23 protein-coding genes are annotated in these 26,981 nt (G+C 60.5%); 16 read left to right on the forward strand and 7 right to left on the reverse strand.

The window, feature by feature from the left end:
* Nucleotides 1-143: 143 nt before the first annotated feature.
* From AACX99_RS16050 to AACX99_RS16070, 5 genes are all read right to left on the reverse strand, one after another.
* Entirely contained in the window at nucleotides 144-2,213 is a 2,070-nt protein-coding gene (locus AACX99_RS16050) for an EAL domain-containing response regulator (protein ID WP_339413333.1), read from the reverse strand.
* A gap of 64 nt (nucleotides 2,214-2,277) precedes the next feature.
* Entirely contained in the window at nucleotides 2,278-4,083 is a 1,806-nt protein-coding gene (locus AACX99_RS16055; RefSeq protein WP_339413335.1) for a molecular chaperone, read from the reverse strand.
* A gap of 232 nt (nucleotides 4,084-4,315) precedes the next feature.
* A complete protein-coding gene (gene asd, locus AACX99_RS16060; protein WP_339413538.1) occupies nucleotides 4,316-5,182 on the reverse strand; it encodes an archaetidylserine decarboxylase in 867 nt (288 codons plus the stop codon).
* Nucleotides 5,183-5,214: 32 nt separating this feature from the next.
* A complete protein-coding gene (locus tag AACX99_RS16065; protein WP_339413337.1) occupies nucleotides 5,215-6,030 on the reverse strand; it encodes a rhodanese-like domain-containing protein in 816 nt (271 codons plus the stop codon).
* Nucleotides 6,031-6,075: 45 nt separating this feature from the next.
* Nucleotides 6,076-7,590, reverse strand: coding sequence for an HDOD domain-containing protein (locus tag AACX99_RS16070; protein WP_339413338.1), 1,515 nt, complete (start codon nucleotides 7,588-7,590; stop codon nucleotides 6,076-6,078).
* 119 nt (nucleotides 7,591-7,709) lie between these two features.
* Between AACX99_RS16070 and motA the strand changes: the two genes are divergently transcribed.
* Nucleotides 7,710-8,561, forward strand: coding sequence for a flagellar motor stator protein MotA (gene motA / locus AACX99_RS16075; RefSeq protein WP_339413339.1), 852 nt, complete (start codon nucleotides 7,710-7,712; stop codon nucleotides 8,559-8,561).
* Nucleotides 8,562-8,569: 8 nt separating this feature from the next.
* Nucleotides 8,570-9,586 (forward strand): flagellar motor protein MotB, encoded by a 1,017-nt coding sequence (gene motB / locus AACX99_RS16080; protein WP_339413340.1) that lies wholly within the window; start codon nucleotides 8,570-8,572, stop codon nucleotides 9,584-9,586.
* A gap of 124 nt (nucleotides 9,587-9,710) precedes the next feature.
* Here motB and rsgA read toward each other — a convergent pair whose 3' ends face one another.
* Nucleotides 9,711-10,742: a small ribosomal subunit biogenesis GTPase RsgA gene (rsgA, locus tag AACX99_RS16085; RefSeq protein WP_339413342.1), complete on the reverse strand. Its 1,032-nt coding sequence runs from the start codon at nucleotides 10,740-10,742 to the stop codon at nucleotides 9,711-9,713.
* A gap of 119 nt (nucleotides 10,743-10,861) precedes the next feature.
* Here rsgA and AACX99_RS16090 point away from each other — a divergent pair, with 119 nt between their 5' ends.
* Both AACX99_RS16090 and orn read left to right on the forward strand, forming a co-directional pair.
* Nucleotides 10,862-11,641 carry a class I SAM-dependent methyltransferase gene (locus AACX99_RS16090; RefSeq protein ID WP_339413343.1) on the forward strand — a complete coding sequence of 260 codons (780 nt, stop codon included), beginning with the start codon at nucleotides 10,862-10,864 and terminating at the stop codon, nucleotides 11,639-11,641.
* Between the two features lie 76 nt (nucleotides 11,642-11,717).
* Entirely contained in the window at nucleotides 11,718-12,260 is a 543-nt protein-coding gene (gene orn / locus AACX99_RS16095) for an oligoribonuclease (RefSeq protein WP_339413345.1), read from the forward strand.
* A gap of 55 nt (nucleotides 12,261-12,315) precedes the next feature.
* Here the strand turns inward: orn and queG are convergent, their stop codons facing one another.
* Nucleotides 12,316-13,377: a tRNA epoxyqueuosine(34) reductase QueG gene (gene queG / locus AACX99_RS16100; protein WP_339413346.1), complete on the reverse strand. Its 1,062-nt coding sequence runs from the start codon at nucleotides 13,375-13,377 to the stop codon at nucleotides 12,316-12,318.
* 60 nt (nucleotides 13,378-13,437) lie between these two features.
* Here queG and AACX99_RS16105 point away from each other — a divergent pair, with 60 nt between their 5' ends.
* The 12 genes from AACX99_RS16105 (at nucleotide 13,438) to AACX99_RS16160 (ending at nucleotide 26,383) form a co-directional block, all read left to right on the forward strand.
* Nucleotides 13,438-14,937, forward strand: coding sequence for an NAD(P)H-hydrate dehydratase (locus AACX99_RS16105; RefSeq protein WP_339413348.1), 1,500 nt, complete (start codon nucleotides 13,438-13,440; stop codon nucleotides 14,935-14,937).
* Nucleotides 14,925-15,392 (forward strand): tRNA (adenosine(37)-N6)-threonylcarbamoyltransferase complex ATPase subunit type 1 TsaE, encoded by a 468-nt coding sequence (gene tsaE / locus AACX99_RS16110; protein ID WP_339413350.1) that lies wholly within the window; start codon nucleotides 14,925-14,927, stop codon nucleotides 15,390-15,392. The genes AACX99_RS16105 and tsaE overlap by 13 nt, the downstream gene beginning before the upstream one ends.
* Nucleotides 15,393-15,399: 7 nt before the next feature.
* Complete coding sequence (locus AACX99_RS16115; protein WP_445261877.1) at nucleotides 15,400-16,830, forward strand: N-acetylmuramoyl-L-alanine amidase; 1,431 nt, start codon at nucleotides 15,400-15,402, stop codon at nucleotides 16,828-16,830.
* The gene (mutL, locus tag AACX99_RS16120; protein WP_339413354.1) at nucleotides 16,827-18,704 is read left to right on the forward strand and encodes a DNA mismatch repair endonuclease MutL; all 1,878 of its coding nucleotides are present in this window, start codon (nucleotides 16,827-16,829) and stop codon (nucleotides 18,702-18,704) included. Before AACX99_RS16115 ends, mutL begins: the two co-directional genes overlap by 4 nt.
* Nucleotides 18,705-18,733: 29 nt before the next feature.
* On the forward strand, nucleotides 18,734-19,711 hold the full coding sequence (miaA, locus tag AACX99_RS16125) for a tRNA (adenosine(37)-N6)-dimethylallyltransferase MiaA (RefSeq protein ID WP_339413356.1): 978 nt from the start codon (nucleotides 18,734-18,736) through the stop codon (nucleotides 19,709-19,711).
* Nucleotides 19,712-19,812: 101 nt separating this feature from the next.
* Nucleotides 19,813-20,073 (forward strand): RNA chaperone Hfq, encoded by a 261-nt coding sequence (gene hfq / locus AACX99_RS16130; RefSeq protein ID WP_090249679.1) that lies wholly within the window; start codon nucleotides 19,813-19,815, stop codon nucleotides 20,071-20,073.
* Between the two features lie 14 nt (nucleotides 20,074-20,087).
* Nucleotides 20,088-21,389 (forward strand): ribosome rescue GTPase HflX, encoded by a 1,302-nt coding sequence (hflX, locus tag AACX99_RS16135; RefSeq protein WP_339413360.1) that lies wholly within the window; start codon nucleotides 20,088-20,090, stop codon nucleotides 21,387-21,389.
* Between the two features lie 96 nt (nucleotides 21,390-21,485).
* Nucleotides 21,486-22,643, forward strand: a complete 1,158-nt coding sequence (hflK, locus tag AACX99_RS16140; RefSeq protein ID WP_339413361.1) for an FtsH protease activity modulator HflK — start codon at nucleotides 21,486-21,488, stop codon at nucleotides 22,641-22,643.
* Nucleotides 22,643-23,512, forward strand: coding sequence for a protease modulator HflC (gene hflC / locus AACX99_RS16145; RefSeq protein ID WP_339413363.1), 870 nt, complete (start codon nucleotides 22,643-22,645; stop codon nucleotides 23,510-23,512). Before hflK ends, hflC begins: the two co-directional genes overlap by 1 nt.
* Before the next feature lie 100 nt (nucleotides 23,513-23,612).
* Nucleotides 23,613-23,798 (forward strand): DUF2065 domain-containing protein, encoded by a 186-nt coding sequence (locus AACX99_RS16150; RefSeq protein WP_090249667.1) that lies wholly within the window; start codon nucleotides 23,613-23,615, stop codon nucleotides 23,796-23,798.
* A 37-nt stretch (nucleotides 23,799-23,835) separates the two neighbouring features.
* Nucleotides 23,836-25,023 (forward strand): ATP phosphoribosyltransferase regulatory subunit, encoded by a 1,188-nt coding sequence (locus AACX99_RS16155; protein WP_339413365.1) that lies wholly within the window; start codon nucleotides 23,836-23,838, stop codon nucleotides 25,021-25,023.
* A 64-nt stretch (nucleotides 25,024-25,087) separates the two neighbouring features.
* Nucleotides 25,088-26,383: an adenylosuccinate synthase gene (locus tag AACX99_RS16160; RefSeq protein ID WP_339413367.1), complete on the forward strand. Its 1,296-nt coding sequence runs from the start codon at nucleotides 25,088-25,090 to the stop codon at nucleotides 26,381-26,383.
* Nucleotides 26,384-26,981: the final 598 nt, after the last annotated feature.

Raw genomic sequence — 26,981 nt, forward strand, 5'->3', positions numbered from 1 at the left:
CACTGAGCTGGCTCACCTGGGCCAACCAGCGCTGAAAGGCTTGAGTATCCATGGTGGGCTGACCTCACAAGCGGATGTCTGCCTTAAAGCGTAGTCCTTGCAACACGGTCTTGGGACATAGCCTTTTCTTTGTCCGTGCTGGCTTACTCGTCGCCAGCCGAGAAGTCGTAATCCATCGACTGACTCGGGCCCTGTAGGTAATGCCCCTGGATATAGTTAACCCCGGCCTGCCAGAGAGTAGCTAGCACGCTGGCGCTCTCTACAAAGGGCACGATGGTCAGCTTGGCCTGGGAGTGCAGGCTGGCCAGCAGGGTTTTCAGTGCCTCCTGGCTTTCGGCATTGCTCAGGTCTTGGGAAAAGGAGCTGTCGACTTTGACGAAGTCGATATGCAGGTGCTTAAGCGTGTTGAACGGATTCAACGAGCAGCCGAACTGGGTCAATGCCGTCTTGCAGTGCAGTTCGTTGAGGCCCTGAGTGATGACTTTGGCCTGTTTCAGGTAGGCAATTGCGTCTGGTTCGCTGAACTGGAACACCAGCGAGTCTGACGGCAGGCGTGCGGCTTTCAGGGCTACGCTAAGCCATGGCAGCAGGGTCTGGTCCTGCACGCTGGCGTTCGACAAGTGCACGAACAGGCGAGTGTTGTGGCCTTTGCTGCGGTGGTCTGCGAGCAACTTGATCGAGTTGAGAATAACCCAGCGATCAATTTTCTCGGCCAGTCCGGCATCCTTGGCGGCGTTGAACAGCTCCACGGGCGGGATTTCCTCGCCCTGTGGGTTGATCAGGCGCAGTAGCGCTTCATAGTGCTCAAAGCTATCGCCGCGCAGGCTGATGATCGGCTGGAACAGCAGGCGGAAACTGTTCTTCTCCAGGGCCTGTTGAATCATCGCGACGATGTTGCCGCGGCTCGCCGCTGCGGCCAGCTCTTCCGCCGGGTTGAACACCTTGATGGCGTTGCCATCGCTTAGCTCATCGGCGCAGCGGTGAGCACGATCGACCACTTCCTGGGCCTTGGCGGTTCTTTCGTTGAGCCCGGCCACACCAATCGACAAGGTGGTTTGTACGGTGCGGCCGCTGACGTCGAACAAATGGCTTTCGACCTTTTTCAGCAGGCTGTTCAGGTTCTCTAGAGTTCGTTCTGGGCTGACGCCAGGCTGCAACACAGCAAATACGTCATCGCCAAAACGCGCCAGCTGTGCGTCAGAGCTAAAGTGCGCGCGCAGCAGGTTGGCCAGATCGGTCAGCAGAATATCGATACCTGCCAGGCCGATATCGGCAAGCAGGCTGGCATAGCTGTCGACTTGGATATAAGCCAGGGTAGATGGTTGTCCGGCATTTACCGCCCGCTCAGCCGCGCCATCCATCAATTCGATGAAATGGATGCGATTGAACAGGCCGGTGACTAGGTCCTGGCTGCTGATTTCGCGCAGTTTCTCTTCCAGCTCGGCATTGCTGGTTTCGGCGCGAATCACCACCTGGATGCAGGGCTCGCCATCGTAGGTGGCCGGGGAGAAACTCATCTGCGCTGGGAAGCTCTGGCCGTTGGCCTTGATCCCGGTACAGTTGAGCTCGGCGCTGCCTTCGGCACTTTGGTAGTTTTTCAGGAAGTCTTTGAAGTTGACTTGGTCACAGCCAGCGATCAGGTCGATCATCGGCATGCCTTCCAGCTCATCGGCATCTTCGTAGGCGAACAGCTCCAGGTAGGCGCGGTTGGCGTAGATATGCATGCCGTCATGCACGTAGGTAATGGCATCGACGGAGCTGTCGAGCAGCAGCTGGCAGCGCTTTTCCGTCTCGCGTAGCGCCACTTCTGAGGCGCGGCGGGCGCGGCGTTCTTCCAGATTGGCCAGCTCGCGTTTGGCGACCAATACCAGGCGCTCGTCTTCACCTTGTGGCAATGCGTCCTGGGCGCCGAGCATCAAGGCTTCGGTGATGCTGTCGGAGTCATTGTCAGCGAGCAGCTGGATAACCGGAATATCCTTGGCCTGACGACGGATCGCGCCAATCGCTTCACTCGGTGCCAGCTGTTCGCTGCTTGGTGCGCAGATCAGCAGGTCCCAGCTTTGCTGCAGGGCTTCGTTGAGGTCTTCGCTGGAGCTCAGGCGATGCACACGCGTTGCCCGCCCGGCATTACGGAACAGGCTGACGAGGCGCTCGGCCTCGTTCTGCGAGTCTTCGAGTATCAGTAGCCGAATGGTTTTTTTTTCGATGGCCATGGTGTGGTATCAAATCTGCGCCGAACGGGCGCGAAAAGGCGACAAAAGGGAGTGCGTCGGCAATCTACAGCGACTTCCAGAGGGAGTCAAAGTCTTCCTCCCCGCCTGGCGTGCGGCCTTTCGGCGCTGTGACAGGCTTCCCGTGCTCACTGCTGATCTGCTCGACGCCGCGGTATTCGAACTGGTTGAAGCTACCGGTGCTGGTTTGTCGGCGGCTGAGTACTGCGCGATGCTCGTTGCCATTCAGGTTGATGCTGACCTTGTTACCCTCCTGAAATGGCAGGCGCGCAGTGATCAGGCTGGCCGGCCTTGAAATGGCGCTGATTTCCGGCAGCAGCAGGGCGCGTAGGTACTGGCTATTCTGTTCGGCCTTGCGCACCAGTTGCAGGCCACAGGCTTGTGCATGCGGAGCAATTAGCTCGATGCCCATCTGGGTGCCGCCGCCACGTACCTGGCGAATCCAGCGCACCACGGCAATGCTCCAGCCTTGTTGCGGCAGACTTTGTACGCCGAGCAGTTCGCCCGCCTGGAGTTGGCTGGGCACATCCTTCGGCCACGACAAGCAATAGCCGCCAGGGCTGATATTGACAATGGCTACTTCGAACACTGGATAGCTGTCCGTGCTGTTATTGTCGGTGCTCTGAGTCGTGCTTTCCGGTTGGTTGTACTGGATTTCCTCGAAAGGCAGACCGTTTTCCCAGAGGTTGCTCTTCTGTGCATCGAAAGCATTTGACCAGACATCTGGCGCGCCGGTGTCAGCCTTGAATACCGCTGTATTGGTCGTAACCGGTAGCTGTAGCACTTCGTTGAATGGGCGCTTGCCAGCCAGATAAAAATGCAGCGCGCTCATGCCAATGCATAGCGTCAGGGCGCCTTGGCCTTGGCTGCGCTGGAAGGTGCGCTCTGCGATATCGCCCCAGGCAGCAGCCAGATGCTGCAGCATGTCGTGGCTGAACCCTTCGGGCACAGTCAGGCGCGATTGAGCAATGCTCTCGGCAGGCAGCAGCAGATGCTCCTTGATGGCGTCCACTAACTGGCTGGGATCGATCCCTATTGCTCTGTGCAGTTCGTTTTGCTGGAACAGCGAGATGTAGCGAGGCGGACCATCCAGTTGCGGGGCAACCGCGAACAGGCTGGAGGGCTCATTGCCGGACTGTAGGGTGACCAGTGCGCTCCAGGGCTCGAGCACTTCAGCCAAGCGCGCGATAGCGCTTTGGCGCATCTGATTGCAGCGTGCACAACCGAGCAACAGGGCGACTAGGTAGCTTTGTTCAGTGCTCAGGCCTTGTGTGCGCAGCGCTTGGTTGTCACGAATCATAGTCTTGTGCAGGCCACGCGTCAGGGCAATCTGATAGAGCTGATGCAGCTCTAGCCAGAGACCTTCAGGGACCGGGCAGTACAGCTGGCTGGCGCGAATCAATGGGCCACATAGGCTGTGAGTGGCGCGCTGCAGAGCGACGGCGAGCAGTTGATGGCGTTCGCGCCCAGGTTGTGCCGCCAGGCGCGACACGATCAATTTATAACCAATGGCGAGGTGGTTTTGCAGGGCCTGACAGAGGTTGGCAACCTTGCGCGGCCGTTCATCGAGAACGATGGCCTGGTTAAGGAAGTGTTTTTCCAGTTGCTTGCAGACGAAATAGATTTCCGGACGGAGGATTTCCAGCAGCTGCAGGCGGTTTTCTGAGGGTGTCAGCAGCTGATTGAGTTCGACCAGTGCCTGGTAAAGCTGGCGTGCGGTTTCACCAATGTTGGCTTTGGGCAGGCCATCGACCCATTTCTTCAGATCACGAGGGCTGGCTTCGCAGAATGACAGGCTTTGCTTATCCGGCGTGGTGACGCGCAGTAGCAAGTGAGAATTCTGTTTATCCATCTAAATCGGATACTCCAGCGCACGGGCAAGGCAGGTGAGTCTAGGAATTATGTTTCGACTCTAGCAGCATCTCGCGCCTCCCGCAGCCATGTCCTTGGCTGGGTTACCAAGCTGGCGCGACGCACAAATCATCTGGAAGTCATTGTTGTGACTGGTTTTCGCTGGCAGAGGTTCACTCTGGTCTATTGCCCCGGCACTGTCTGCGCGCGCTGACAGTGCCGGCTTGGGCGATTTAGCCGCGTGCTGCGGCGAGACGCTGGCCCATCCTGACTGGGCTGTTGGCGGTCAGCTCTTCGGCCCACTGCACCTGTTCTGGACCAAACAGCACGATGGCCGTGGAGCCCAGCTTGAAGCGCCCGAGCTCTGCGCCTTTTTCCAGCATGATCGGTGCGCGCGCAGCGTCGTCGTAACTGAATGTTTTCAGTGTGCGTTTCGGTGGTGTGACCAGGCCCGCCCAGACGGTTTCAATTGACGCCACGATCATCGCGCCGACCAGCACCACGGCCATCGGGCCGCGTTCGGTGTCGAACAGGCACACTACGCGCTCGTTACGGGCAAACAGCTCTGGCACATTTTCCGCCGTGGTCTGATTCACCGAAAACAGCCGGCCCGGCACGTAGACCATTTCTTTCAGGGTGCCAGCCAGCGGCATGTGCACGCGGTGGTAGTCCTTGGGCGAGAGGTAGATGGTGGCGAAATCGCCGCCCATAAAGGCGGCAGCACGCTCGCTGTCGCCGCCCAGCAGCTCGATCACGCTGAAGCTGTGGCCCTTGGCCTGAAAGACCCGGCCTTGTTCGATTTTGCCAAGCTGGCTGACCGCGCCGTCTGCTGGGCTTAGTACTGCGCCAGGGCTGTTGTCGAGCGGACGAGCGCCGTCTTTTAGGGCACGGGTAAAGAAGTCGTTGAAGTGAGCAAAGGCGCTCAGGTCTTCGACCTGAGCTTCGCTCATGTTGACTTGGTACTGCTTGGCAAACCAGCCGATCAGGCGGTTCTTGAACCAGCCAGCGCGGTATTCGGCTGCGCAGCCGATCAGGCGCGAGAGCAGGTGGTGCGGCAGCAGGTATTGGCTGAGGATAAACAGTCGATCTTTCATTGCTATTCCTTCGAAATGGCTGGCGGTCTGGTGGGTGCTTAACGCTCGACCGGGGTATCTGGATGATTGCCCCACTCGCCCCAGGAGCCGGCATAGGCTTTTACCCGTGGATAGCGGAGGAGCTTGGCGACCAGGTAGGTAAAGCCAGAGCGGTGGTGGGTCTGGCAGTGGGTGATGATTTCTTTGTCGGCAGTAATGCCGAGGCTATTGAGCTGGGCCTGGATATCCTGGCGAACGCGCAGCGCACGTGCTGGGTCCATGCCCGCAGTCCATTCGAAATTGATGGCGCCGGGGATATGCCCGGCTTTTTGCGCCAGGGCCTTTTCGCCGTTGTATTCACTGGGCGCGCGGGCATCCCAGACGGCCAGGTCGGCCGCACCAAGGCGGCTTTGCAGGTATTCACGGGTAGCGGTTGGCGTTGCATCCAGCTGCAGTTCAACAGCTTGTGTGCCGGCGGTTGGCACTGTGGTGCTGAGCTCGCGCTCTTCTGCCAGCCAGGCCTGTAGGCCGCCATCCAGGTAGTGATAACGCGGGTGGCCAATTACATCCAGCAACCAGATAAAGCGTCCGGCCCAGCCGCCGCCTTCATCGTCATACACCACATAGACGGCATCGGGGTTGTGCCCGAGTTCGCCGAACAATTGCTCAAGCTGAGCCTGCTCAGGCAGCAAGCCGGGTGCTGGCGGTTGGCCCAACTGGGTGCGCTTGGGGTCGACAAAGTGTGCGCCAGGGATATGGCCGGCGGTGTAGCGGGCGTTGCTGGTCAGGTCGACCAGGATCAGCTCGGGCGCATTCAGGCGGCTGGCCAGTTGCGCGGGTTCGATCAGCAAGGGCAACTCAGCGAAGGCGGTCATGCCGGGCCTCTTTTTGCAGGAAAGGGACGGATTGTAGCGGAAAGCCTAGCGCCCGCGGTTGGCAAAGCTGGCCAGCGCGCGCTCAATGCATTGCACGGTTTTGCCGAAGCCCTGCACGCTGGCATCGCTTAGTGCAGGGCCGCCCTGATCGGCAAAGATCAGCATAACCACGCGGTTGTTGCTAGCGATTGAGCGAATCAGCAAATGCTCGCTGGGGAACAGGCTTTTCAGCGAACCAGGCAGCATGGCGGAAAACTGCGCGATGTTGGCCGGGCTCAGTTTTAGTTGCGCTGGGGCACTGAGCAGGCGGCGCAGCACCTGGCTTTGCTGTGGGTCAAGGCTGAGGCTGGCGGCGGCTTTGTCCAGGCCGCTCTGCTGCTGGGCGATCAGGCGTGTGTGGTTGCGGTCGGCCAGTAAAATCAGTACTCGTTGCATGCCGCAGGCCTGGATTGCCTGATTGGCGCAGGCGGTCAGCTGCAACACATTGCTGAACGCGCTGGGCAGGGCGAGCAGGTGCGCGCATTGCTGGCGCCACTCGCTGACAACTGCGGGCTTGGGCTGTTCGACTATGGTTTGCAGGTGCCGCGCCTGCCATGGCCAGAGCAGCGCTTCGGCCGGGTGCCAGAGGTCGGTACCGGGCATCTGTCGGGCGCTGCTGACGGCGTTCTGATGCAACAGTTGCTGCACGTTTTCGAGCGGCAGTTGCAGGAATAAACCGGTCAGACGCTGCCAGCGCAGGCTGTGTGGGCTGTTCCAGGCATAATGCGCGGAGAGCGCCAGACCGTTGGCCAGCAGAATGCTGTTGGCCGGTTGTGTCAGCCAGCGGCGCAGGTTGCTGTCGGCGTCGAGAATTTGTTGCTGATGCAGTGGATGTTCATTGTCGCGGGCGATATGCAGTGCCTTGACCAGCAGGCGTCGATCGCTGACCAGCAGCCGATAGCCCTGAGTAACCCACTCCGGTAAATGCCATTGCTCACTCATGGCCAGGCAGAGCTTCAGCAGCGGCACGCCCAGCAACTCCTGCTCCACCTTGCTCGCGGCTTCGCCCTTGACCAGCACACGCTGCTCCCAGACCTCGAACAGCTCAGGGTGAGCGGCGAGCAAGGTCCAGATCGGTGCGAGAAACAGCAGGCTGCCCCAGTGAACTTCTTGCCACAGCCGCGCCAGACGGCCGGCGAACAGGCCGTTGGCCTGGTGGCTGGCATGCTGGCTGATCAGCTGAATCTGCCGCAGCGCTTTGGGTAACTCCTGCTCGGGGAGGGCGGGCAGGGCAGTGAGCAGGTCTTCGGTGCGCTTGATGCCGAGACGGCTGATGGCTGCTTCGAGGCTTTCGGTTTGCTCGCTGAGCCCACTGCTTTTGCGGTTGGCTTCGCGCAAGACGCTGAGCGCCAGCGCCGGGCAGTCCTGCATCAAGTCCGCCAGCTCGCGCATCGAACGATTGCTATCCGCCAGGGCGCGGCGCAGTTTTTGTTGGCTGTCGATGGATGCAGGCAATAGCCGGCTGTCCAGCTGCTTGAGCCAGTCGGTCAGGGTGCGCGGATAGTGGACGGGCTTTGGCATGCGGGTTGAGACAAGCTGGCTTTTGACCTTAACTGGCTATAGTCTCGCGCAAAACTTCCGATAAATAGAAGGGTTGTTTTGCAAAGCCCCTTTCTACCCTCTCTGGCAAGTCTCTTTCTATGGCAAAAATCATCGGCATCATTGTTGTATTCGCCAGCGTATTGGGCGGCTTTATCCTTTCCGGTGGCCAGTTTATGGCGTTGGTGCATCCCTTTGAGGTGATGATCATCGGTGGTGCGGCGCTGGGTGCTTTCCTACAGGCCAACCCAGGTAGCGCTTTTATGCATGTGTTCAAAAAGTCGCTGAGCATGTTTAGCTCGCGCTTCACCCATGCTTACTACCTCGATGTGCTCAAACTGCTGTACGAGATTCTCAACAAGAGCCGCCGTGAAGGCATGATGGCCATCGAAGCCGACGTCGAAGACCCGGCCGCCAGCCCGATTTTCAGCAAGTACCCCGGCATCCTCAAAGATCAGCAGATGACCTCTTTCATCTGCGATTACCTGCGCATCATGTCCTCCGGCAACATGGCCCCGCACGAGCTGGAAGGCCTGTTCGACATGGAAATCGCCAGCCTCAAGGAAGAGCTCGAACACCCGGCGCATGCTGTAGCCAAGGTGGCCGACGGTATGCCGGCCATGGGGATCGTAGCGGCGGTGCTGGGCATCGTGATCACCATGTCGATCCTCGCCGAGGCGGATAACGCGGAGATCGGCCAGAAGGTTGGTACCGCGTTGGTGGGTACCTTCCTCGGGATTTTGGCTTCCTACGGCTTCTTCGGCCCGCTCTCGGGTGCGTTGGAGCACGATGCTAAGGAAGAGCTGAACGTCTATGAGGCGATCAAGGCCGGTCTGGTGGCTTCGGCCTCGGGCATGCCGCCATCGCTGGCCGTGGAGTTTTCCCGCAAGGTGTTATTGCCTGCGCATCGTCCGAGCTTTACTGAGCTTGAACAGGCCATGCGTGGGGGCTAAGGCATAGCATGGAAAACAACCAGCCGATTATCGTCAAACGGGTCAAGAAGGTTGCCGGTGGCCACCACGGGGGGGCCTGGAAAATCGCCTTCGCCGACTTTGCCACGGCGATGATGGCGTTCTTTCTGGTGATGTGGCTGATGTCTGTGGCTACGCCCGAGCAGAAGAAGCTGATTTCTGGCTACTTTCAGGACCCTGTGGGGTTCTCGGAAAGTGCCAGTCCTTATGTGATTGATCTGGGCGGCACGCCGACGCCGGCCCCTGATCGCACCCTGAACCCGGAACCGCAGGAAGAGCAGAGCCCGGCCGAGGATGCCCAGGCTGACGTGGACAAACTGCAGGCCGAGTCGATAGCCGAAGAAGTCGAGCGCGAGCGGTTGGAGTTGTTGCTGCAGGAATTGCAGAACAAGGTTGAGGAAAACCCTCAGCTGCAGAACTTCAAGGATCAGATCCTTTTCGAAATCACCCAGGACGGTCTGCGTATCCAGATCATGGATGCTGAGAATCGGCCGATGTTCGCTTCCGGTAGTGCGCGCTTGCAGCCCTATTTCGAAGACATTTTGCTGGCCATGACCGACACCATCGCCGCAGTGCCGAACAAGATCAGCGTCAGTGGTCATACCGATGCCGCGCCCTTTGTCGGGCGCGGCGGTTACGGGAACTGGGAGCTGTCTTCTGACCGCGCCAATGCCGCGCGGCGTGTGTTGATTGCGGGCGGCTATGACGACGAGCAGGTAGCGCGGGTGGTGGGTTATGCCTCCTCGGCCTTGTTTGATCGGGAGAAGCCACTTAATCCGGTCAACCGACGTATCGATATCGTGGTGCTGACCAAGAAAGCCCAGCGGGCCATTGAGGGCTCGCAAAGTGATTCGACTGATTCACCTGCTGAGGCGGGAAGCCCTTCGGATGCGCCTGCCATCACACCACCTGTCGTGCCCGGTGATCCGTTGCCCGGTGGGCAGTTACGTGAGCGCTTGAATATCTTCGAGGAAGGCGTGTTGCAGTTCGATCAGCCCGCCGAATAACCGCTGGCTGTGAATGAAAGGCCGCGACATGTCGCGGCCTTTTTTGTTGATGGCCTGTTATCCCAGGCGGCGCACCCTGCGCGCCGTCGCGGCGCGACGTTATAGCTCGCCTCCGGCGATTTTTTCAGTACTCGGCTTCTGGCAGGCTGGCCAGAATATGCCGGTAACTGGCCATGCGCTGCGGGTGCAGGCGGCCATCTTCCAACGCTTTGAGCAAGGCGCAGCCAGGTTCACGGTCGTGCTTGCAGTCGCGGAAGCGGCATTGGCCGATTAGGTCGTGAAACTCGATAAAACCGGCTTCGACGTCATCACGGCTGACATGCACCAGGCCGAATTCACGAATCCCCGGGGAGTCGATCAGCTCGCCGCCGCCTGGAAAGTGGAACAGCCGCGCGGTGGTCGTGGTGTGGGTGCCCTTACCAGTCAGCTCGGAGAGCGGCCCGACGCGAGTATCGACTTCCGGCAGCAGGCTGTTGACCAGTGACGATTTGCCCACCCCGGACTGACCGACGAACACACTGACATGGCCGTCGAGTTGCTGCTGCAGCTGTTGCATGCCGTCGCCGCCATGGGCAGACACTTCCAGCAGCGGATAACCCAGTTCGCGGTAAACGCCGAGCATGCGATTGAGCGCCACGGCGTTCTGCTCATCCAACAGGTCGGTTTTGTTCAGTAGCAGCAGTGGGCGAATGCCAGCGTGCTCGGCTGCCACCAGGTAGCGGTCGATCAGGTTGGCATGGGGCTCGGGCAGTGGCGCGAAAACGATCACGATCAGGTCGACGTTGGCGGCTACCGGCTTGAGCTGGCCGCGGGTGTCCGGACGGCAAAGTTCGGTGCTGCGCGGCAATTGGGCAACGATTACGCCAATGCCCTGGTTGCCGGCGCGCCACACCACCTGGTCTCCGGTGACCATGGTCGGCAGGTTCGCACGCAGGTGGCAGCGGAATACCTGGCCGGCCAATTCGCCCTCCAGTGCTTCAACTTCGATCTGTACACCGAAATGAGCGATCACCAGGCCGGTCTGTTCCGGGCCTAGGTCGCCGCCTTCAAGGATCTGTACAGCCTGCGATTCGCGCTTGGCAGCGCGGGAGGCACGCTCGCCCTGGATTTTTTCGATACGCCAGTTTTGCCGGCGATTGAGTTGGCGTTTGGCCATGGGTCTTCCGAGAGTTGAATTGCGCAATAAACGGCCGCGAGTCTAGCACGGGCTGCCTATTGAGCCGCTGGCGCGGCTAAACTGCGGCGCATCATCGGTCGGACGGTTGAGGAGTTTGCATGCTGCGTGTTGCCCGCCAATATCCGGCGCTACTGGCCTTGTCTGCCCAGTTGGGCGCGACTGTGCTGATTGGTCTGGCGCTGTATCTGGTCGCTCAGCTGTCACCCTGGCGTCCAACCTGGCTGGCCGCCGGCCTGCTGCAGGGCTTGCTGGCTGCCACTCTGGCGCACTACCTGGGGCTGTCGCGCTGGTGGTGCGGATTAAACCTGCTGTTTGTTCCTGCGCTGTTGTTGGCCAATGGTGCGCCGCTGCCGTCCTGGGTGTTTCTTGGCGGATTTGTTCTGCTGTTGCTGCTTAACTGGAACAGCTTTGGCGAGCGCGTGCCGCTGTACCTGACTGCTGCCGGTACGCGTCAGCATCTGCGGTCGGTGCTTGACCAGTATCCCGCAACGTTTCGCTTTATCGATCTGGGTTGTGGTCCGGCCGGCACGTTGCTGAGTTTGGCTCGCCACTATCCGCAGGCGCAGTTTGTCGGGGTGGAGACCGCACCGCTGTCCTTTGCCATCGCCTGGTTGCGCGCCTTGCTCCAGAGCAATTGCCAGATCCGTTATGAAAACCTCTGGCGCAGCGATCTGTCGGCGTTTGATGTGGTGTATTGCTTTCTTTCGCCTGCACCGATGCCGGAATTGTGGGCCAAGGCCTGTGCGCAGATGCCGGCGGGCAGTCTGTTGATTAGCAACACCTTTGAGGTGGCGGGGCAGCCGGCGGATCAGCAGGTCGAGCTGCATGACTGGCGCAAGTCCCGTCTGCTGTTGTGGCGCATGCGCGGCGCGGCTTGAATTCAATGCGGTACAGTCGAACGCAGTAGTTTTTCGGTGGCCTGTTAAACTGTCGGCCTTAGTTGAGGAGCCCCGCATGCAGAACCCGCAGAACCTGATCTGGATCGACCTGGAAATGACCGGTCTGGAACCCGAAACGGACGTCATCATCGAGATGGCCACCATCGTTACCGACAGCGATCTGAACATCCTCGCCGAAGGCCCGGTGATTGCCGTGCACCAGAGTGATGAACTGCTCGCCGGCATGGATGAGTGGAATACCCGCACCCACGGCCAGAGCGGGCTGACCCAGCGCGTGCGGGAAAGCAAGATTGGCCCGGCTGAAGCGGAAGCCATGACCATCGCCTTTCTTGAACAGTGGGTGCCGAAGGGCAAATCGCCGATCTGCGGCAACAGCATCGGCCAGGATCGGCGCTTCCTCTATAAGTACATGCAGAACCTGGAAGCCTACTTCCACTACCGCTATCTGGATGTTTCGACCCTGAAAATCCTTGCAGGGCTGTGGGCGCCGCAGGTCAAGGAGTCGTTCCAGAAGCAGGGCACGCACCAGGCGCTGGACGATATCCGCGAGTCCATCGCCGAGCTGAAGCACTACCGCCAGCACTTCCTCAAAGTCTGACGCATAAAAAAGCCCGCTACTGCGGGCTTTTTTATGCGCGTTCAGATGTATTCGGCTACAGGCCGTGGCGGGCCAGGGCCCATTCGACATGCTCGCGTACCAGCTCCGATGGATGCTCGCGGCGCGCTTTTAGTGCTTCCAGTACCGGGATGCTTGATGGCGCGTTACCCAGGCCGACGGCCAGGTTGCGCAGCCAGCGCTCGTAGCCGGCGCGGCGCAGCGGCGAGCCCTCGGTGCGGCTGAGAAATTCCTCTTCGCTCCAGCAGAACAGCTCGGCTAGCTCGGCATTGTCCAGGCTGTGGCGCGGCTGGAAGTCGCTCTGCTCGGTGGGTTTGGCAAAGCGGTTCCACGGACAGACCATCTGGCAGTCATCGCAGCCGAATACTCGGTTGCCGATCGGTGCGCGCAGCTCCTCAGGGATGGAGCCCTTGAGTTCGATGGTCAGGTAGGAAATGCAGCGTCGCGCATCCAGCACATAGGGGCCGACAAAGGCCGCAGTGGGGCAGATATCCATACAGGCCGTGCAGCGTCCGCAATGTTCGCTGGCGTGAGGCGGGTCCACCGGTAGTGGCAGGTCGACAAACAGTTCGCCGAGAAAGAAGTAGCTGCCGGCCTTGCGGTTGAGCACCAGGGTGTTCTTGCCGATCCAGCCGAGCCCGGCCTGTTCGGCGATGGCCTTCTCCAGCACTGGCGCGCTGTCGACAAAGGCGCGAAAGCCGAACGGGCCGATCTGCTGCTGGATGCGTTCGGCCAGTTGTTGCAGGCGTTTGCGGATCAGCTTGTGATAATCGCGGCCCAGGGCGTAGCGCGACACGTAGGCCTTCTCTGGCTGGGCGAGGCGCTGAGCCATCTGCGTGTTGCCGGGCAGGTAGTCCATCCGCAGCGATACCACACGCAGGGTACCGGGCACCAGTTCGTCCGGATGGGAACGTTTGCTGCCGTGGGCGGCCATATAGTCCATCTCGCCTTGGTAACCAGCATCCAGCCAGCGCTGCAGGTGTGCCTCGTGTTCACCCAGTTGTACATCGGCAATCCCGACCTGTTGAAAGCCCAGCTCGCGGCCCCAGTCTTTGATCGACTGGGCGAGGGCAACAAGGTCAAGGGTGTCAGTGTTCATATGAGGGAGGGTAACCGGGGCACAGGTGGGTATAATTCTGCCAGACATCGGAGCCGACGCATGCTGCATTCGCCTGACAATCTTCCTCTGCCGCTATACAGCGCCGCCCAAGTGCGCGAGCTGGATGCGCGGCTGATCGCTGCCGGCACGCCCGGATTCGGGCTGATGAGTCGCGCCGCGCATGCCATCTGGCGTGCCCTGCGCCGTCGCTGGCCGGATGCGGGTGTGCTGACGGTGTTGGCCGGGCGCGGTAATAACGCTGGTGACGGCTATCTGGTGGCGGCCCTGGCGCTGCGTGCGGGTTGGCGGGTGCAGGTGCTGGCGGTCGGCGATGCGGCGCTGTTGCAGGGCGATGCCGCGTTGGCACGTGACCATGCGATTGCTGCTGGTGTGTCGATGCAGCCCTGGAGCGAATGCGCCGAGCTGCAGGGCGTGGTGCTTGATGCTCTGCTCGGTACGGGCTTACAGGGCGCAGTGCGCGAGCCGTATGCCCAGGCTATCCGCCTGTTGAATGCCAGTGATCTGCCGGTGCTGGCAGTGGATATTCCGTCCGGGCTCTGCGCCGATAGCGGTCAGGTGCTGGGTATTGCCGTGCGTGCCCAGCTGACGGTCACCCTGATCGGCCTGAAGCTGGGCCTGTTTACCGGGCAGTCGGCAGATTATTTAGGCAAGTTGCAGTTTGATGATCTGCAGGCCGACGCGGCCCTGGTCGCGGCTCAGGCCTTTAGCGCGCAGCGTCTGGCGCAGACCTGCCTGCCGCAGTTGCCGGCGCGCTCGCGCAGCGTGCATAAGGGCCAGTTGGGTCATGTGCTGGTGGTCGGCGGGGATCGTGGTTTTGCCGGAGCCGGCCTGTTGGCGGCGCAAAGCGCACTGCGCGCGGGTGCCGGGTTGGTCAGTTTGGCGACACGCAGTGAGCATCTGCCGGCCGCGCAGGCGCGCCTGCCCGAGGTGATGGCCGTCGGCGTAGCATCTGCCAATCAGCTGCTGGCGCTGGGTGCGAATGTCAGCGTCTGGGTGGTCGGGCCGGGGCTGGGGCAGGAAGCGTGGGGGCGCAGCCTGCTGTCGGTGGCTTCCGTCAGCCGCGCTGCGCAGGTGTGGGATGCTGATGCGCTGAACCTGTTGGCGCACGGGCAGCTCCAGTTACCAGCAGGTGCCGTGTTGACGCCGCACCCCGGCGAGGCAGCGCGCTTGCTGGGTATCAGTACGGTCGAGGTGCAGGCTGATCGTCCGGCGGCGGCCCGTACCTTGGCTGTGCGTTACCAGGCAGTGTGTGTGCTGAAAGGTGCCGGCAGCCTGATTGCTGTGCCAGGCGGAGGTTTGTGGCTGTGTGATCGCGGCCATCCGGTCATGGCCGGTGCCGGCTTGGGCGATGTACTGGCAGGATTGATCGGTGCGCTGCTGGCCCAAGGGCTGCCGGCGCTGGAGGCGGCTCAATTGGCGGTCTATCTGCATGCCTGCGCCGGCGAGCGGCTGGCGCTGCAGGGCCGAGGCCTGGCGGCCAGTGATTTGTGTGCGGTTATTCGTGAATTGTTGCAGGAGCAGTCTGCGTGTCTGAGCTAGAACTGTTTGCCGCCGATGAAGAGGCGATGCTGGCGCTGGGCGCACGTATCGCCGGGGTTACCGGCGGTATTGGTGTGATCTATCTGCATGGCGATCTTGGTGCCGGCAAAACCACCCTGTCGCGCGGGATCATTCGCGGCTTAGGGCATGTTGGTGCGGTAAAAAGTCCGACCTTTACCCTGGTGGAGCCCTACGAGATTGGCGCGTTGCGCGCCTTTCACTTCGACCTTTACCGCCTGGTGGATGCCGAGGAGCTGGAGTACCTGGGGATTCGTGATTACTTCGAAGGCGACGCATTGTGCCTGGTCGAGTGGCCGCAGCGCGGTGCAGGCGTTTTGCCAAAGGCTGACATGGACATTACCATTAGCCCGCATGGGGCTGGCCGGGCGCTGCGTTTGCGGGCGCAAGGCGAACGCGGCACCGCCTGGTGCGCCGCTTTGGCCGTCAGGGCATGAATCAATTATGGGGTTGGCTATGCGCATAGGCGCGCGTTTCATCGCAATAGGAGTGGCATTGATTGGCTTGGCCGCCGATGTAATGGCCGCTTCGGATGTGCGCAGTGTGCGGTTATGGCGTGCGCCGGATAACACCCGTCTGGTGTTTGATCTGTCCGGCCCGGTGCAGCACAGCGTGTTTCTGCTGTCGGCGCCCAATCGCATCGTCATTGATGTTAGCGGTGCCAAGCTGGCCACCAGCTTCGATCAACTAGCGCTGAGCAACACCCCAATCACCGGCGTGCGCTCGGCGCAGCGTACTCCGCAAGACCTGCGCGTGGTCATTGATCTGTCGGCCGCGGTAACGCCTAAGAGCTTTACCCTGGCTCCCAATCAGCAGTACGGCCATCGTCTGGTGGTTGACCTGTTTGACCAGGAAAGTGGTGCTGCACCTAGTCTGCCAACCACTACTGTAGCCACTGCGCCCCAGGTGCCGGTGACGCCAACCCAGGCTCCGCCGAAGCTGACGCCAATACCTAATGGTAAGCGCGATATCGTGATTGCCATTGATGCAGGCCATGGCGGTGAAGACCCGGGTGCGCTGTCGCCGGTCAAGGGCCAGTACGAAAAGCACGTGACCTTGGCGATTGCCAAAGAGCTGCAGCGGCAGATTAATGCCGAGAAAGGCTTCCGCGCCGAGCTGGTGCGTACTGGCGATTATTTTATTCCGCTGCGCAAACGCACCGATATTGCCCGCAAGAAGGGTGCCGACCTGTTTGTTTCCATCCATGCTGACGCTGCGCCGCGGGCGGCTGCATTCGGTGCCTCGGTGTATGCCCTATCGGATCGTGGTGCCACCTCGGAGACCGCGCGCTGGCTGGCTGATGCGGAAAACCAGTCTGACCTGATCGGTGGCGCTGGCAACGTCAGCCTGGACGATAAGGACAAGATGCTCGCTGGGGTGTTGCTCGATCTGTCGATGACCGCCTCACTGTCATCCAGCCTGAATGTCGGTAACAAGGTGCTGGGCAATATGGGCCGGGTCACCCCCCTGCATAAGCGGCGTGTTGAGCAGGCCGGCTTTATGGTGTTGAAATCACCAGATATTCCGTCGATCTTGGTGGAAACCGGGTTTATCTCCAACCCAAACGAAGCCCGCAAGCTTTCCAGCGCCAGCCATCAGCAGGCCCTGGCGCGTTCAATCGTCACGGGTGTGCGGCAGTTCTTCCATGAAAACCCGCCGCCTGGCACTCACGTGGCCTGGCTGCGCGATAACGGCAAGATTGCCCTCGGCCCGCGCGAGCATGTGGTTAGCTCCGGCGAGAGTCTGGCGCTGATTGCGCAGCGTTATCAGGTCAGTCTGGCCGTGCTGCGCAGTAGCAACTCGCTGAAAAGCGATGTGATCAAGGTCGGTCAGCGTCTGCAGGTCCCCGCGACTGCTCTGGCTGGGCAGCCATGAGTGATGCGGCGCGTATCCAGCTGCTCAGTCCGCGGCTGGCGAACCAGATTGCTGCCGGTGAGGTGGTCGAGCGCCCGGCCTCGGTGATCAAGGAGCTGTTGGAAAACAGCCTCGATTCCGGCGCCAAACGTATCGAGGTGGATGTCGAGCAGGGTGGCGTCAAGCTGCTTAAAGTGCGTGACAACGGCAGCGGCATCTCTCCGGATGATCTGCCCCTGGCGTTGGCCCGCCACGCCACCAGCAAGATTCGCGAACTGGAAGACCTTGAACAGGTGTTGAGCCTGGGCTTTCGCGGCGAGGCGCTGGCGTCGATCAGCTCGGTGGCACGCCTGACCCTGACCTCGCGTACCGCTGATGCCGAACAGGCCTGGCAGGTCGAGACCGAAGGCCGTGATATGCAGCCGCGGGTACAGCCTGCGGCACATCCGGTCGGCACTTCGGTGGAAGTACGTGACCTGTTCTTCAACACGCCGGCGCGTCGCAAGTTTCTCAAGACCGAAAAAACCGAATTCGATCACCTGCAGGAAGTGATCAAGCGCTTGGCTCTGGCGCGCTTCGATGTGGCCTTTCATCTGCGCCACAATGGCAAGACCGTGCTCGGATTACACGAAGCACCGGATGAGCAGAGTCGCGCGCGGCGAGTGGCCTCAGTCTGTGGTCCAGCTTTTTTGGAGCAGGCGCTGCCTATCGACATCGAACGTAATGGCCTGCATCTGTGGGGCTGGGTTGGTTTGCCGACCTTTTCCCGTAGCCAGGCTGATCTGCAGTATTTCTATGTGAACGGGCGCATGGTGCGCGACAAATTGGTCGCCCACGCGGTGCGCCAGGCCTACCGCGATGTGCTGTTCAATGGTCGCCATCCGACCTTTGTGCTGTTTCTCGAAATCGATCCCTCTGTAGTCGATGTCAATGTGCACCCAACCAAGCACGAAGTGCGCTTCCGTGATGGGCGTATGGTGCATGACTTTCTCTATGGCACGCTGCACCGTGCGCTTGGCGAGGTACGCCCGGAAGATCAGCTGGCGGCCCCGGCGACGGCTAACGAGATGCTGCGCCCTACCGGCCAGGCGGCGGGCGAGTTTGGCCCGCAGGGTGAGATTGGCTTGGCCGCCAGCCTACTGCAGCCTGCGCCCAACACCTCGGTATGGCGTTCGCCGGGCGCCGGCTATCAAGGCTCTCGTCCAGAAGCGGCATTGCCGGCAGCCGAAGCCCAGGGCGCCTATCGAGAGTTTTTCTCGCCGATGGCCACTGCGCCAGTCCCTACTGGGCTGCCGGATGCGCAGGGTGATATCCCGCCTCTCGGCTATGCCATCGCTCAGCTCAAGGGCATCTATATCCTCGCCGAGAACGTCCAGGGTCTGGTGGTGGTGGATATGCATGCGGCCCACGAACGCATTACCTACGAGCGGCTTAAAGTTGCCATGGCCAGCGAAGGCCTGCGCGGCCAGCCGCTGCTGGTGCCGGAGTCGATTGCCGTAAGTCAGCGTGGAGCGGACTGCGCCGAAGAGCACGATGAATGGTTCCAGAGGCTTGGCTTTGAGCTACAGCGCTTGGGCTCGGAAACCCTGGCTATCCGGCAGATTCCTGCATTGCTCAAGCAGGCCGAGGCCACTCGCCTGGTGCAAGATGTGCTCGGTGACCTGCTTGAATATGGCACCACCGACCGCATCCAGGCGCACCTCAACGAGCTGCTCGGCACCATGGCCTGCCACGGCGCTGTGCGCGCCAATCGGCGGCTGACCCTGCCGGAAATGAATGCCTTGCTGCGCGATATGGAGCACACCGAGCGCAGTGGCCAGTGCAACCATGGGCGTCCGACCTGGACGCAGATGGGCATGGACGATCTGGACAAGCTGTTCCTGCGCGGCCGTTAGTCGTCGCGCCATTTAGAGAGTTTTTAAGCATGTCCGAGCGCCTGCCTCCGGCGATTTTCCTCATGGGGCCAACTGCGGCCGGCAAGACCGATCTGGCCATTGAACTGGCGCGGGTGTTGCCGTGCGAGTTGATCAGCGTTGATTCCGCGTTGATCTACCGCGATATGGACATCGGCACGGCCAAGCCGGATAAGGCCACGCTGGCTGAGTTTCCTCACCGCCTGATCGATATCCGTGACCCCGTCGAAAGCTATTCGGCTGCCGAGTTCCGTGTCGACGCCTTGGCAGCCATGGCAGATATCACCGCGCGCGGACGTATTCCGCTGCTGGTGGGCGGCACCATGTTGTATTTCAAGGCGTTGCTCGAAGGCCTGGCCGAAATGCCCAGTGCCGACGCGGCGTTGCGCGCCGAGCTGGAGGCGCGTGCCCAGGCCGAAGGTTGGGAGGTGCTGCACGCCGAGCTGCGTGCGGTCGACCCAGAGTCTGCTGCGCGTATTCACCCCAATGACCCGCAGCGCTTGATTCGTGCCCTTGAGGTCTATCACCTGAGCGGGCAAAGCATGACCGTTCATCGCCAGCGCCAGGCGACAGAAAATACTGCCGGTGGCGCATCGGCGGCGCGGCAATTCCCCTATACTGTGGCGCAATTGGCCATTGCGCCTGCGCAAAGGCAGCTGTTGCATGAGCGAATTGCCCTGCGATTTCACCTGATGCTGGAACAGGGACTGGTTGCCGAGGTCGAACGCCTGCGCCAGCGAAGTGACTTGCACGTTGGTCTACCGTCTATACGGGCGGTGGGTTATCGCCAAGTTTGGGATTATCTGGACGGCAATCTCGATGCCGAGCAAATGCAGGAGCGCGGCATTATCGCCACGCGACAGCTGGCCAAGCGACAGTTCACCTGGTTACGTGGTTGGCAGCAGGATGTGCACTGGCTCGATAGCGCCGACTGCGACAATCTGCCGCGTGCCTTGAAATACCTGGCAGCGGTCTCCATATTGACCTGAGACCTTGCCGTTGGCCGTCTATCCTTGGGGGTATGACGGCTTTAAGCCGTTCGTTGGTTTACTAAAATTATTGAAAATTGATCCTTAAAGGAGTGCGGCACATGTCAAAAGGGCATTCGCTACAAGACCCTTACCTGAATACCTTGCGTAAGGAACGCGTCCCGGTTTCTATTTATTTGGTTAACGGCATCAAGCTGCAAGGCCAAATCGAATCTTTTGACCAGTTCGTGATTTTGCTGAAAAACACTGTCAGCCAGATGGTCTATAAACACGCCATTTCCACTGTGGTGCCTAGCCGTCCGGTGCGTCTGCCGAGCGCCAGCGAAACCGAGCAAGCTGAAGCTGAGCCTGGTAACGCCTGATTTAGGAGGCTGCATTGTTCTTCGAGCGCCATGAAGGTGGAGAGCGGGCCATTCTGGTACATCTGGACGGCCAAAATTCCGAGGCGCGCGAGGACCCGCAGGAGTTTCAGGAGCTGGCGATCTCGGCTGGTGCTGAAACCATCGCGTTCCTCAGTGTTCCGAGTAATCGGCTGACGGCCAAGTACCTGATCGGCAGCGGTAAGGTTGAAGAGTTGCGTGACCAGGTCAAGGCCGCCGAGGCTGATCTGGTCATCTTCAATCACGTGCTTACGCCGAGCCAGGAACGCAACCTTGAGCGTGCTTTTGAGTGTCGAGTATTGGACCGTACAGGCCTGATCCTCGACATTTTTGCTCAGCGCGCGCGTACCCATGAAGGCAAGTTGCAGGTCGAGTTGGCCCAGCTCGATCACATGAGCACCCGGTTGGTGCGCGGCTGGACTCACCTTGAGCGGCAGAAGGGTGGTATCGGTCTGCGCGGTCCGGGTGAGACTCAGCTGGAAACCGACCGCCGCCTGTTGCGCGTGCGGATTCGCCAGATCAAGCAGAAGCTCGAGAAGGTGCGCAGTCAGCGTGAGCAAGCTAGGCGCGGCCGCCAGCGTGCGGATATCCCTTCGGTATCGCTGGTGGGCTACACCAACGCCGGCAAGTCGACCCTGTTCAATACCCTCACCACCTCGGACGTTTACGCGGCCGATCAGCTGTTCGCGACCCTCGATCCCACTCTGCGTCGTCTGGAGCTGGATGATCTGGGGCCGATTGTGCTGGCTGATACCGTGGGCTTTATCCGGCATTTGCCGCACAAGCTGGTTGAGGCTTTCCGTGCGACGCTTGAGGAGTCGAGCAATTCCGACCTGCTGCTGCACGTAATCGACTCCCACGAGCCCGAGCGTGACCAGCAGATCGAGCAGGTGTTGGCGGTACTGGGTGAGATCGGTGCCCATGAGTTGCCGATGCTTGAGGTGTATAACAAGCTTGACCTGCTCGAGGGTGTGGAGCCGCAGATTCAGCGCGATGCCGATGGCAAGCCACAGCGGGTCTGGCTGTCGGCGCGTGATGGGCGGGGCTTGCCGTTGCTGCGTCAGGCTATCGCCGAGCTGTTGGGTGATGACCTGTTTGTCGCTACATTGCAGTTGCCGCAGCGCCTGGGGCGTTTGCGTGCGCAGTTCTTTGCCTTGGGCGCAGTGCAGAGCGAGTCGCATGCCGAGGACGGTAGCAGTCTGTTGGCTGTGCGTTTGCCGCGCATCGAGCTGAATCGGCTGGTCAGTCGCGAGGGGCTGAAACCGCAGGAATTTATCGAGCAACACACTTTGCAATAAAGCCTGCATCAGTGGCTTTGCCGCTGGTTGCATGCATTCTGTAGCATTGGCGGACGCGCCGCGGGCGCGTCTTTGCTTTATCAGATGGAGAGCGCTATGGCTTGGAATGAGCCGGGTGGCAACTCGAATAATCAGGACCCATGGGGCGGCCGTAAGAACGGTGATCGCAAGGGGCCGCCAGATATCGATGAGGCCTTCCGCAAGCTGCAGGAGAGCCTGAATGGGCTGTTCGGTGGCGGCAAGAAACGAGGCGGTGAGACGGGCTCGGGCAATGGCGGCGGCTTCGGCTTGCTGTTCGTGGGTCTGGGGCTGCTGGCTGCAGTCTGGCTGTACAGCGCGATCTATGTCGTTGATGAGCAGGAGCAGGCCGTGGTGCTGCGCTTCGGCAAGTACTACGAAACAGTTGGCCCGGGCCTAAACATCTATTTCCCGCCGATTGACCGCAAGTTCCAGGAAAACGTCACCCGCGAGCGTGCTTATAGCAAGCAGGGGCAGATGTTGACCGAGGACGAGAACATCATCGAAGTGCCGCTGACCGTGCAGTACAAAATCAGCAATTTGCAGGATTTCGTACTCAACGTCGATCAGCCGGAAGTCAGCCTGCAGCATGCGACTGACAGCGCCGTGCGCCATGTCGTGGGCTCCACCGAGATGGACCAGGTGCTGACCGAAGGTCGTGAGCTGATGGCCAGCGAGGTCAAGGACCGTTTGCAGCGCTTCCTCGACAACTACCGCACCGGGATCGCCGTGACCCAGGTCAACCTGCAGAGTGCAGCCGCACCGCGCGAAGTGCAGGAAGCCTTCGATGACGTGATCCGCGCCCGTGAAGACGAGCAGCGTGAGAAGAATCAGGCGGAAACCTACGCCAATGGCGTGGTACCGGAAGCCCGTGGTCAGGCGCAGCGTCTGATTGAGGACGCCAACGGTTACCGTGATGAGGTGGTTTCCCGCGCACAGGGTGAGGCGGATCGCTTTACTGCATTGGTGACTGAGTACCGCAAGGCGCCAGAGGTGACTCGCGAGCGTCTGTATCTGGACACCATGCAAGAGCTGATGACCAATACCAGCAAGGTGCTGGTGACTGGTGACAAGGGGCAGAACAACCTGCTTTACCTGCCGCTGGATAAGATGATCGATGGTCGCAACACGTCTTCACCTAGCTCGATATCCGGAGCTGCGAATAGCGCGGATGCTGGTTCGCGGGTCACTACCGATCCGCGTCAGGTGGAGCTGCGTACAAGGGAGAGCCGTTGATGAGCAATAAATCGCTGATCGCCCTTATTGTTGGCGTGGTGTTGGCGCTGGTCGCCTGGAACAGTTTTTACATCGTTGCGCAAACTGAGCGCGCGGTGCTGTTGCAGTTCGGTCGTATCGTCCAGCCGGATGTGCAGCCGGGCCTGCATGTGAAGATTCCGTACGTCAACCAGGTGCGCAAGTTTGATGCGCGCCTGCTGACCCTGGACTCCACCAGCTCGCGCTTCTTGACCTTGGAAAAGAAGGCGTTGATGGTTGATGCCTTCGCCAAGTGGCGAGTGCTGGATGCTGAGCGTTTTTACACCGCAACTTCCGGCATGAAGCAGATAGCCGACGAGCGCTTGGCGCGTCGTCTAGAAGCATCGCTGCGTGACCAGTTCGGTAAGCGCACTCTGCATGAGTCGGTGTCCGGTGAGCGTGATGCGCTGATGGCTGATGTTACTGCATCGCTGAACCGTGCCGCGCAGCGTGAGCTAGGTATTGAGGTGGTGGATGTTCGCGTCAAGGCCATCGATCTGCCGAAGGAAGTTAACCGTAGCGTGTTTGATCGCATGAGTTCCGAGCGTGAGCGTGAGGCTCGTGAGCACCGCGCCAAGGGTAGAGAGCTGGCTGAAGGCATTCGTGCTGATGCCGACCGTCAGCGCCGTGTCTTGCTCGCCGATGCCTACCGTCAGGCGGAAGAGCTGCGTGGTGAGGGGGATGCCCAAGCTGCTGCGATCTATTCCAAGGCCTACGGCATGGACCAGGAGTTCTACTCGTTCTATCGCAGCTTGAGGGCTTACCGCGAAAGTTTCGCGGACAAGCGTGACGTGCTGGTGCTGGATCCGAAGAGCGACTTCTTCCGTTATCTCGAGAAGTCCAAGCCTTAAAGCATTACCCCGGCGGGCAGCCGTCGGGGTGATCCTTGTGGAAAACGTGGTATCATGCGGCAGCCGGGAAAATCCCGGCTTTTTTGCGTCTGTGGGAAGCATGTGGCAGGAATTAGGCATCGCGTTGTGTCTCGTGCTGGTGCTGGAAGGCATCCTGCCCTTCCTGTGTCCGCGCCATTGGCGTGACACGCTTTTACAACTGATGCAGTTGTCTGACAGGCAGCTGCGTCTGCTGGGGTTGGCCAGCATGCTGCTGGGAACAACTGTCCTTTATTGGCTTCACTGAAGGCTTGTGCCGCCCGGTTCAAGAGGGGAATGGCGAAATGGCAACGGTAGACCGCTGGCTGCTGCCAGATGGCATCGAAGAAGTACTGCCACCGTACGCAGGGCGTATTGAAGTGGCACGCCGCCAGGTGCTGGATCTGTTCCAGCGCTGGGGCTATGAATTTGTGGTTACCCCGCATATCGAGTACCTGGAATCGCTGCTGACTGGCGCGGGCCAGGACCTGGATCTACGCACCTTCAAGGTGACCGATCCGCTGTCCGGTCGGCAGATGGGCTTTCGTGCCGACATCACGCCGCAGGTGGCGCGCATCGATGCGCATACCCTGCGTCGCGAAGGGCCGAGCCGTCTGTGCTACGCCGGTAGCGTCGTGCACGCCCAGCCGCGTGCGCTGACCACCTCGCGCAGCCCGATTCAGCTGGGCGCTGAGCTGTATGGCGACGCCAGTCCGGCCAGCGATGTGGAAGTGATCAGCCTGCTGGTCAACACGCTTGAACTGGCGGCGGTGCCGGATGTGCACATGGACCTTGGCCATGTCGGCATCTATCGCGGTCTGGCGCGCGCCGCCGAGCTGTCTGGCGAGGTCGAACAGCAGCTCTTCGATGCGCTGCAGCGCAAGGCGCTGGATGAGGTCGTTGAACTGACCGAAACCCTGCCGGATGACCTGCGCAAGATGCTGCGAGCGCTCAGCGAGCTGTGCGGTGGTCGTGAGGTGCTGGATCTGGCTCAGGCTTGCCTGGTCGATGCGCCGGACGATGTGCATGCCGCGCTGGATGACTTGATGGCGATTGCCGATGCGCTGAGTTTGCGCTACCCGGAATTACCGCTGTACTTCGATCTGGGCGAGCTGCGCGGCTATCACTACCACACTGGCGTAGTGTTCGCGGCCTTTGTCCCGGGGGTGGGCTATGCCATCGCCCAGGGCGGGCGCTATGACGACATCGGTGCCGATTTCGGCCGTGCGCGGCCGGCGACAGGCTTCTCCACCGACCTGAAAACCCTAGTCAGCCTTGGGCAGATGCAGCTGGGTGAAGAGCCCGCCGGTATCTGGGTCCCGGATAGCCATGATGTGTTTTTGTGGCAGGCGATTGTGCGCTTGCGCCAGGACGGTCAGCGCGTGGTTCAGGCGTTGCCTGGGCAGGTCACGGCGGACGCCGAGGCGGTAGGTTGTGATCGTCAGCTGCTGTTGCGTGATGGTCGTTGGCAGTTGGCTGAGCTGACTGCCTGAGTGGTCGTGCGAAAAGTTTCCGTCGGCTATGGCCGGTATCAAGTTTGCGAAGAGGGTTAGTGTTATGGGTAAGAATGTCGTAGTCCTGGGTACCCAATGGGGCGATGAGGGCAAGGGCAAGATCGTTGACCTGCTGACCGAACAGGCTGCAGCCGTCGTGCGCTACCAGGGCGGTCATAATGCCGGCCACACTCTGGTGATCGATGGCGAGAAAACCGTTCTGCACCTGATCCCCTCCGGCATTCTGCGCGAAAACGTGCAGTGCCTGATCGGCAACGGCGTGGTGGTTGCTCCCGATGCGCTGATGCGTGAAATCATCAAGCTGGAAGAGAAGGGCGTGCCGGTGCGCGAGCGTCTGCGTATCAGCCCGTCCTGCCCGCTGATTCTGCCGTACCACGTGGCCCTCGATCAGGCCCGTGAGAAAGCCCGTGGCGATGCCAAGATCGGCACCACTGGCCGTGGCATCGGCCCGGCATACGAAGACAAGGTGGCGCGTCGCGGTCTGCGCATTGGTGACCTTTACCATCGTGAGCGTTTTGCTGCCAAGCTTGGCGAGTTGCTGGACTACCACAACTTCGTACTTGTCAATTACTACAAAGAGCAGGCAATCGATTTCCAGAAAACGCTCGACGAGTGCATGGAATACGCCGAGTTGCTCAAGCCGATGATGACCGACGTGACCGCCGTGCTGCACGACATGCGTCGTGAGGGTAAGGACATCATGTTCGAAGGCGCCCAGGGCTCCCTTCTGGATATCGACCACGGCACCTACCCCTACGTCACCAGTTCCAATACCACAGCCGGCGGTATTGCCACCGGTTCCGGTTTTGGTCCGATGTACCTGGATTACATCCTCGGTATCACCAAGGCCTACACCACCCGGGTAGGTTCGGGTCCGTTCCCTACTGAGCTGTTTGATGAAACTGGCGCGTTCCTCGCCAAGCGTGGCCATGAGTTTGGTTCCACCACTGGCCGTGCCCGTCGTTGCGGTTGGTTTGATGCGGTGATCCTGCGTCGCGCCATCGAGATCAACAGCATCTCCGGTCTGTGCTTGACCAAGCTGGATGTGCTCGACGGCCTGGAAACCATTCGTATCTGCGTCGGCTACAAAGACCAGAATGGCGATGTATTGGTAGATGCACCGACCGATGCTGATAGCTACCTAGGCCTGCAGCCGGTGTACGAAGAACTGCCAGGTTGGAGCGAGTCGACCCTGGGGGCGAAAACCCTGGAAGAGCTGCCAGCGGCAGCGCGTACTTACATCAAGCGCGTGGAAGAGTTGGTTGGTGCGCCGATTGATATCGTTTCCACTGGCCCGGACCGCAACGAGACTATTGTGTTGCGCCATCCGTTTGCCTGATAGTCACAGGCAGTGCACAGGGGGTCGCCAATTTGGCGGCCCTTTGTCATTTATGGTCCACGTAAAAATATCCGAGCTAGCCTTTATAAATCAGCTTCCCCGCCGCTATAGGCATTACTGTTGTCAGGAGTGTCTGCCGTGTTTGCCATTATTTCTGTGTTGCGCAGTCGCCTGCTGTTGCCGGTGTTTCTGGCGTTGGGCGTGGCCCTGTTGGTGCAGGTGGTTGTGGCCGTGGCACTGACGCGAACCACGGTGGCGACGCTTGAGGCGGATTTGGCCAAAGGCATGCAGGCCGATACGGCGCGTCTGGTGGATGAGTTGGCCAAGGCTGGTGATGAAGTGCGCGGTGGTCTGGACAGTCTTTCTGCCAGTACTCAGGCGCAGTTGGCCAAAGGCCTTTCCGCGCGGCTGGCTGAAGAGCAGGCGCAGATCCGCAATGTGCTGGACAGCAATCTCAAGCGGTCGGCGGACGAGTTGGCGCAGTTGCTTTCGGCGGTTGCGCCCAAGGCAATCTGGGACGCTGATGTACCTGCGCTAACTGAGTTGGTGCGCGGCGCTCACCGCAATCCGGCAGTGTTGTTTGCGGTGTACCTTGATG

The sequence above is a fragment of the Pseudomonas sp. EA_35y_Pfl2_R5 genome, assembly GCF_963970805.1.
In the GTDB taxonomy this organism is placed as follows: Bacteria; Pseudomonadota; Gammaproteobacteria; order Pseudomonadales; family Pseudomonadaceae; genus Aquipseudomonas.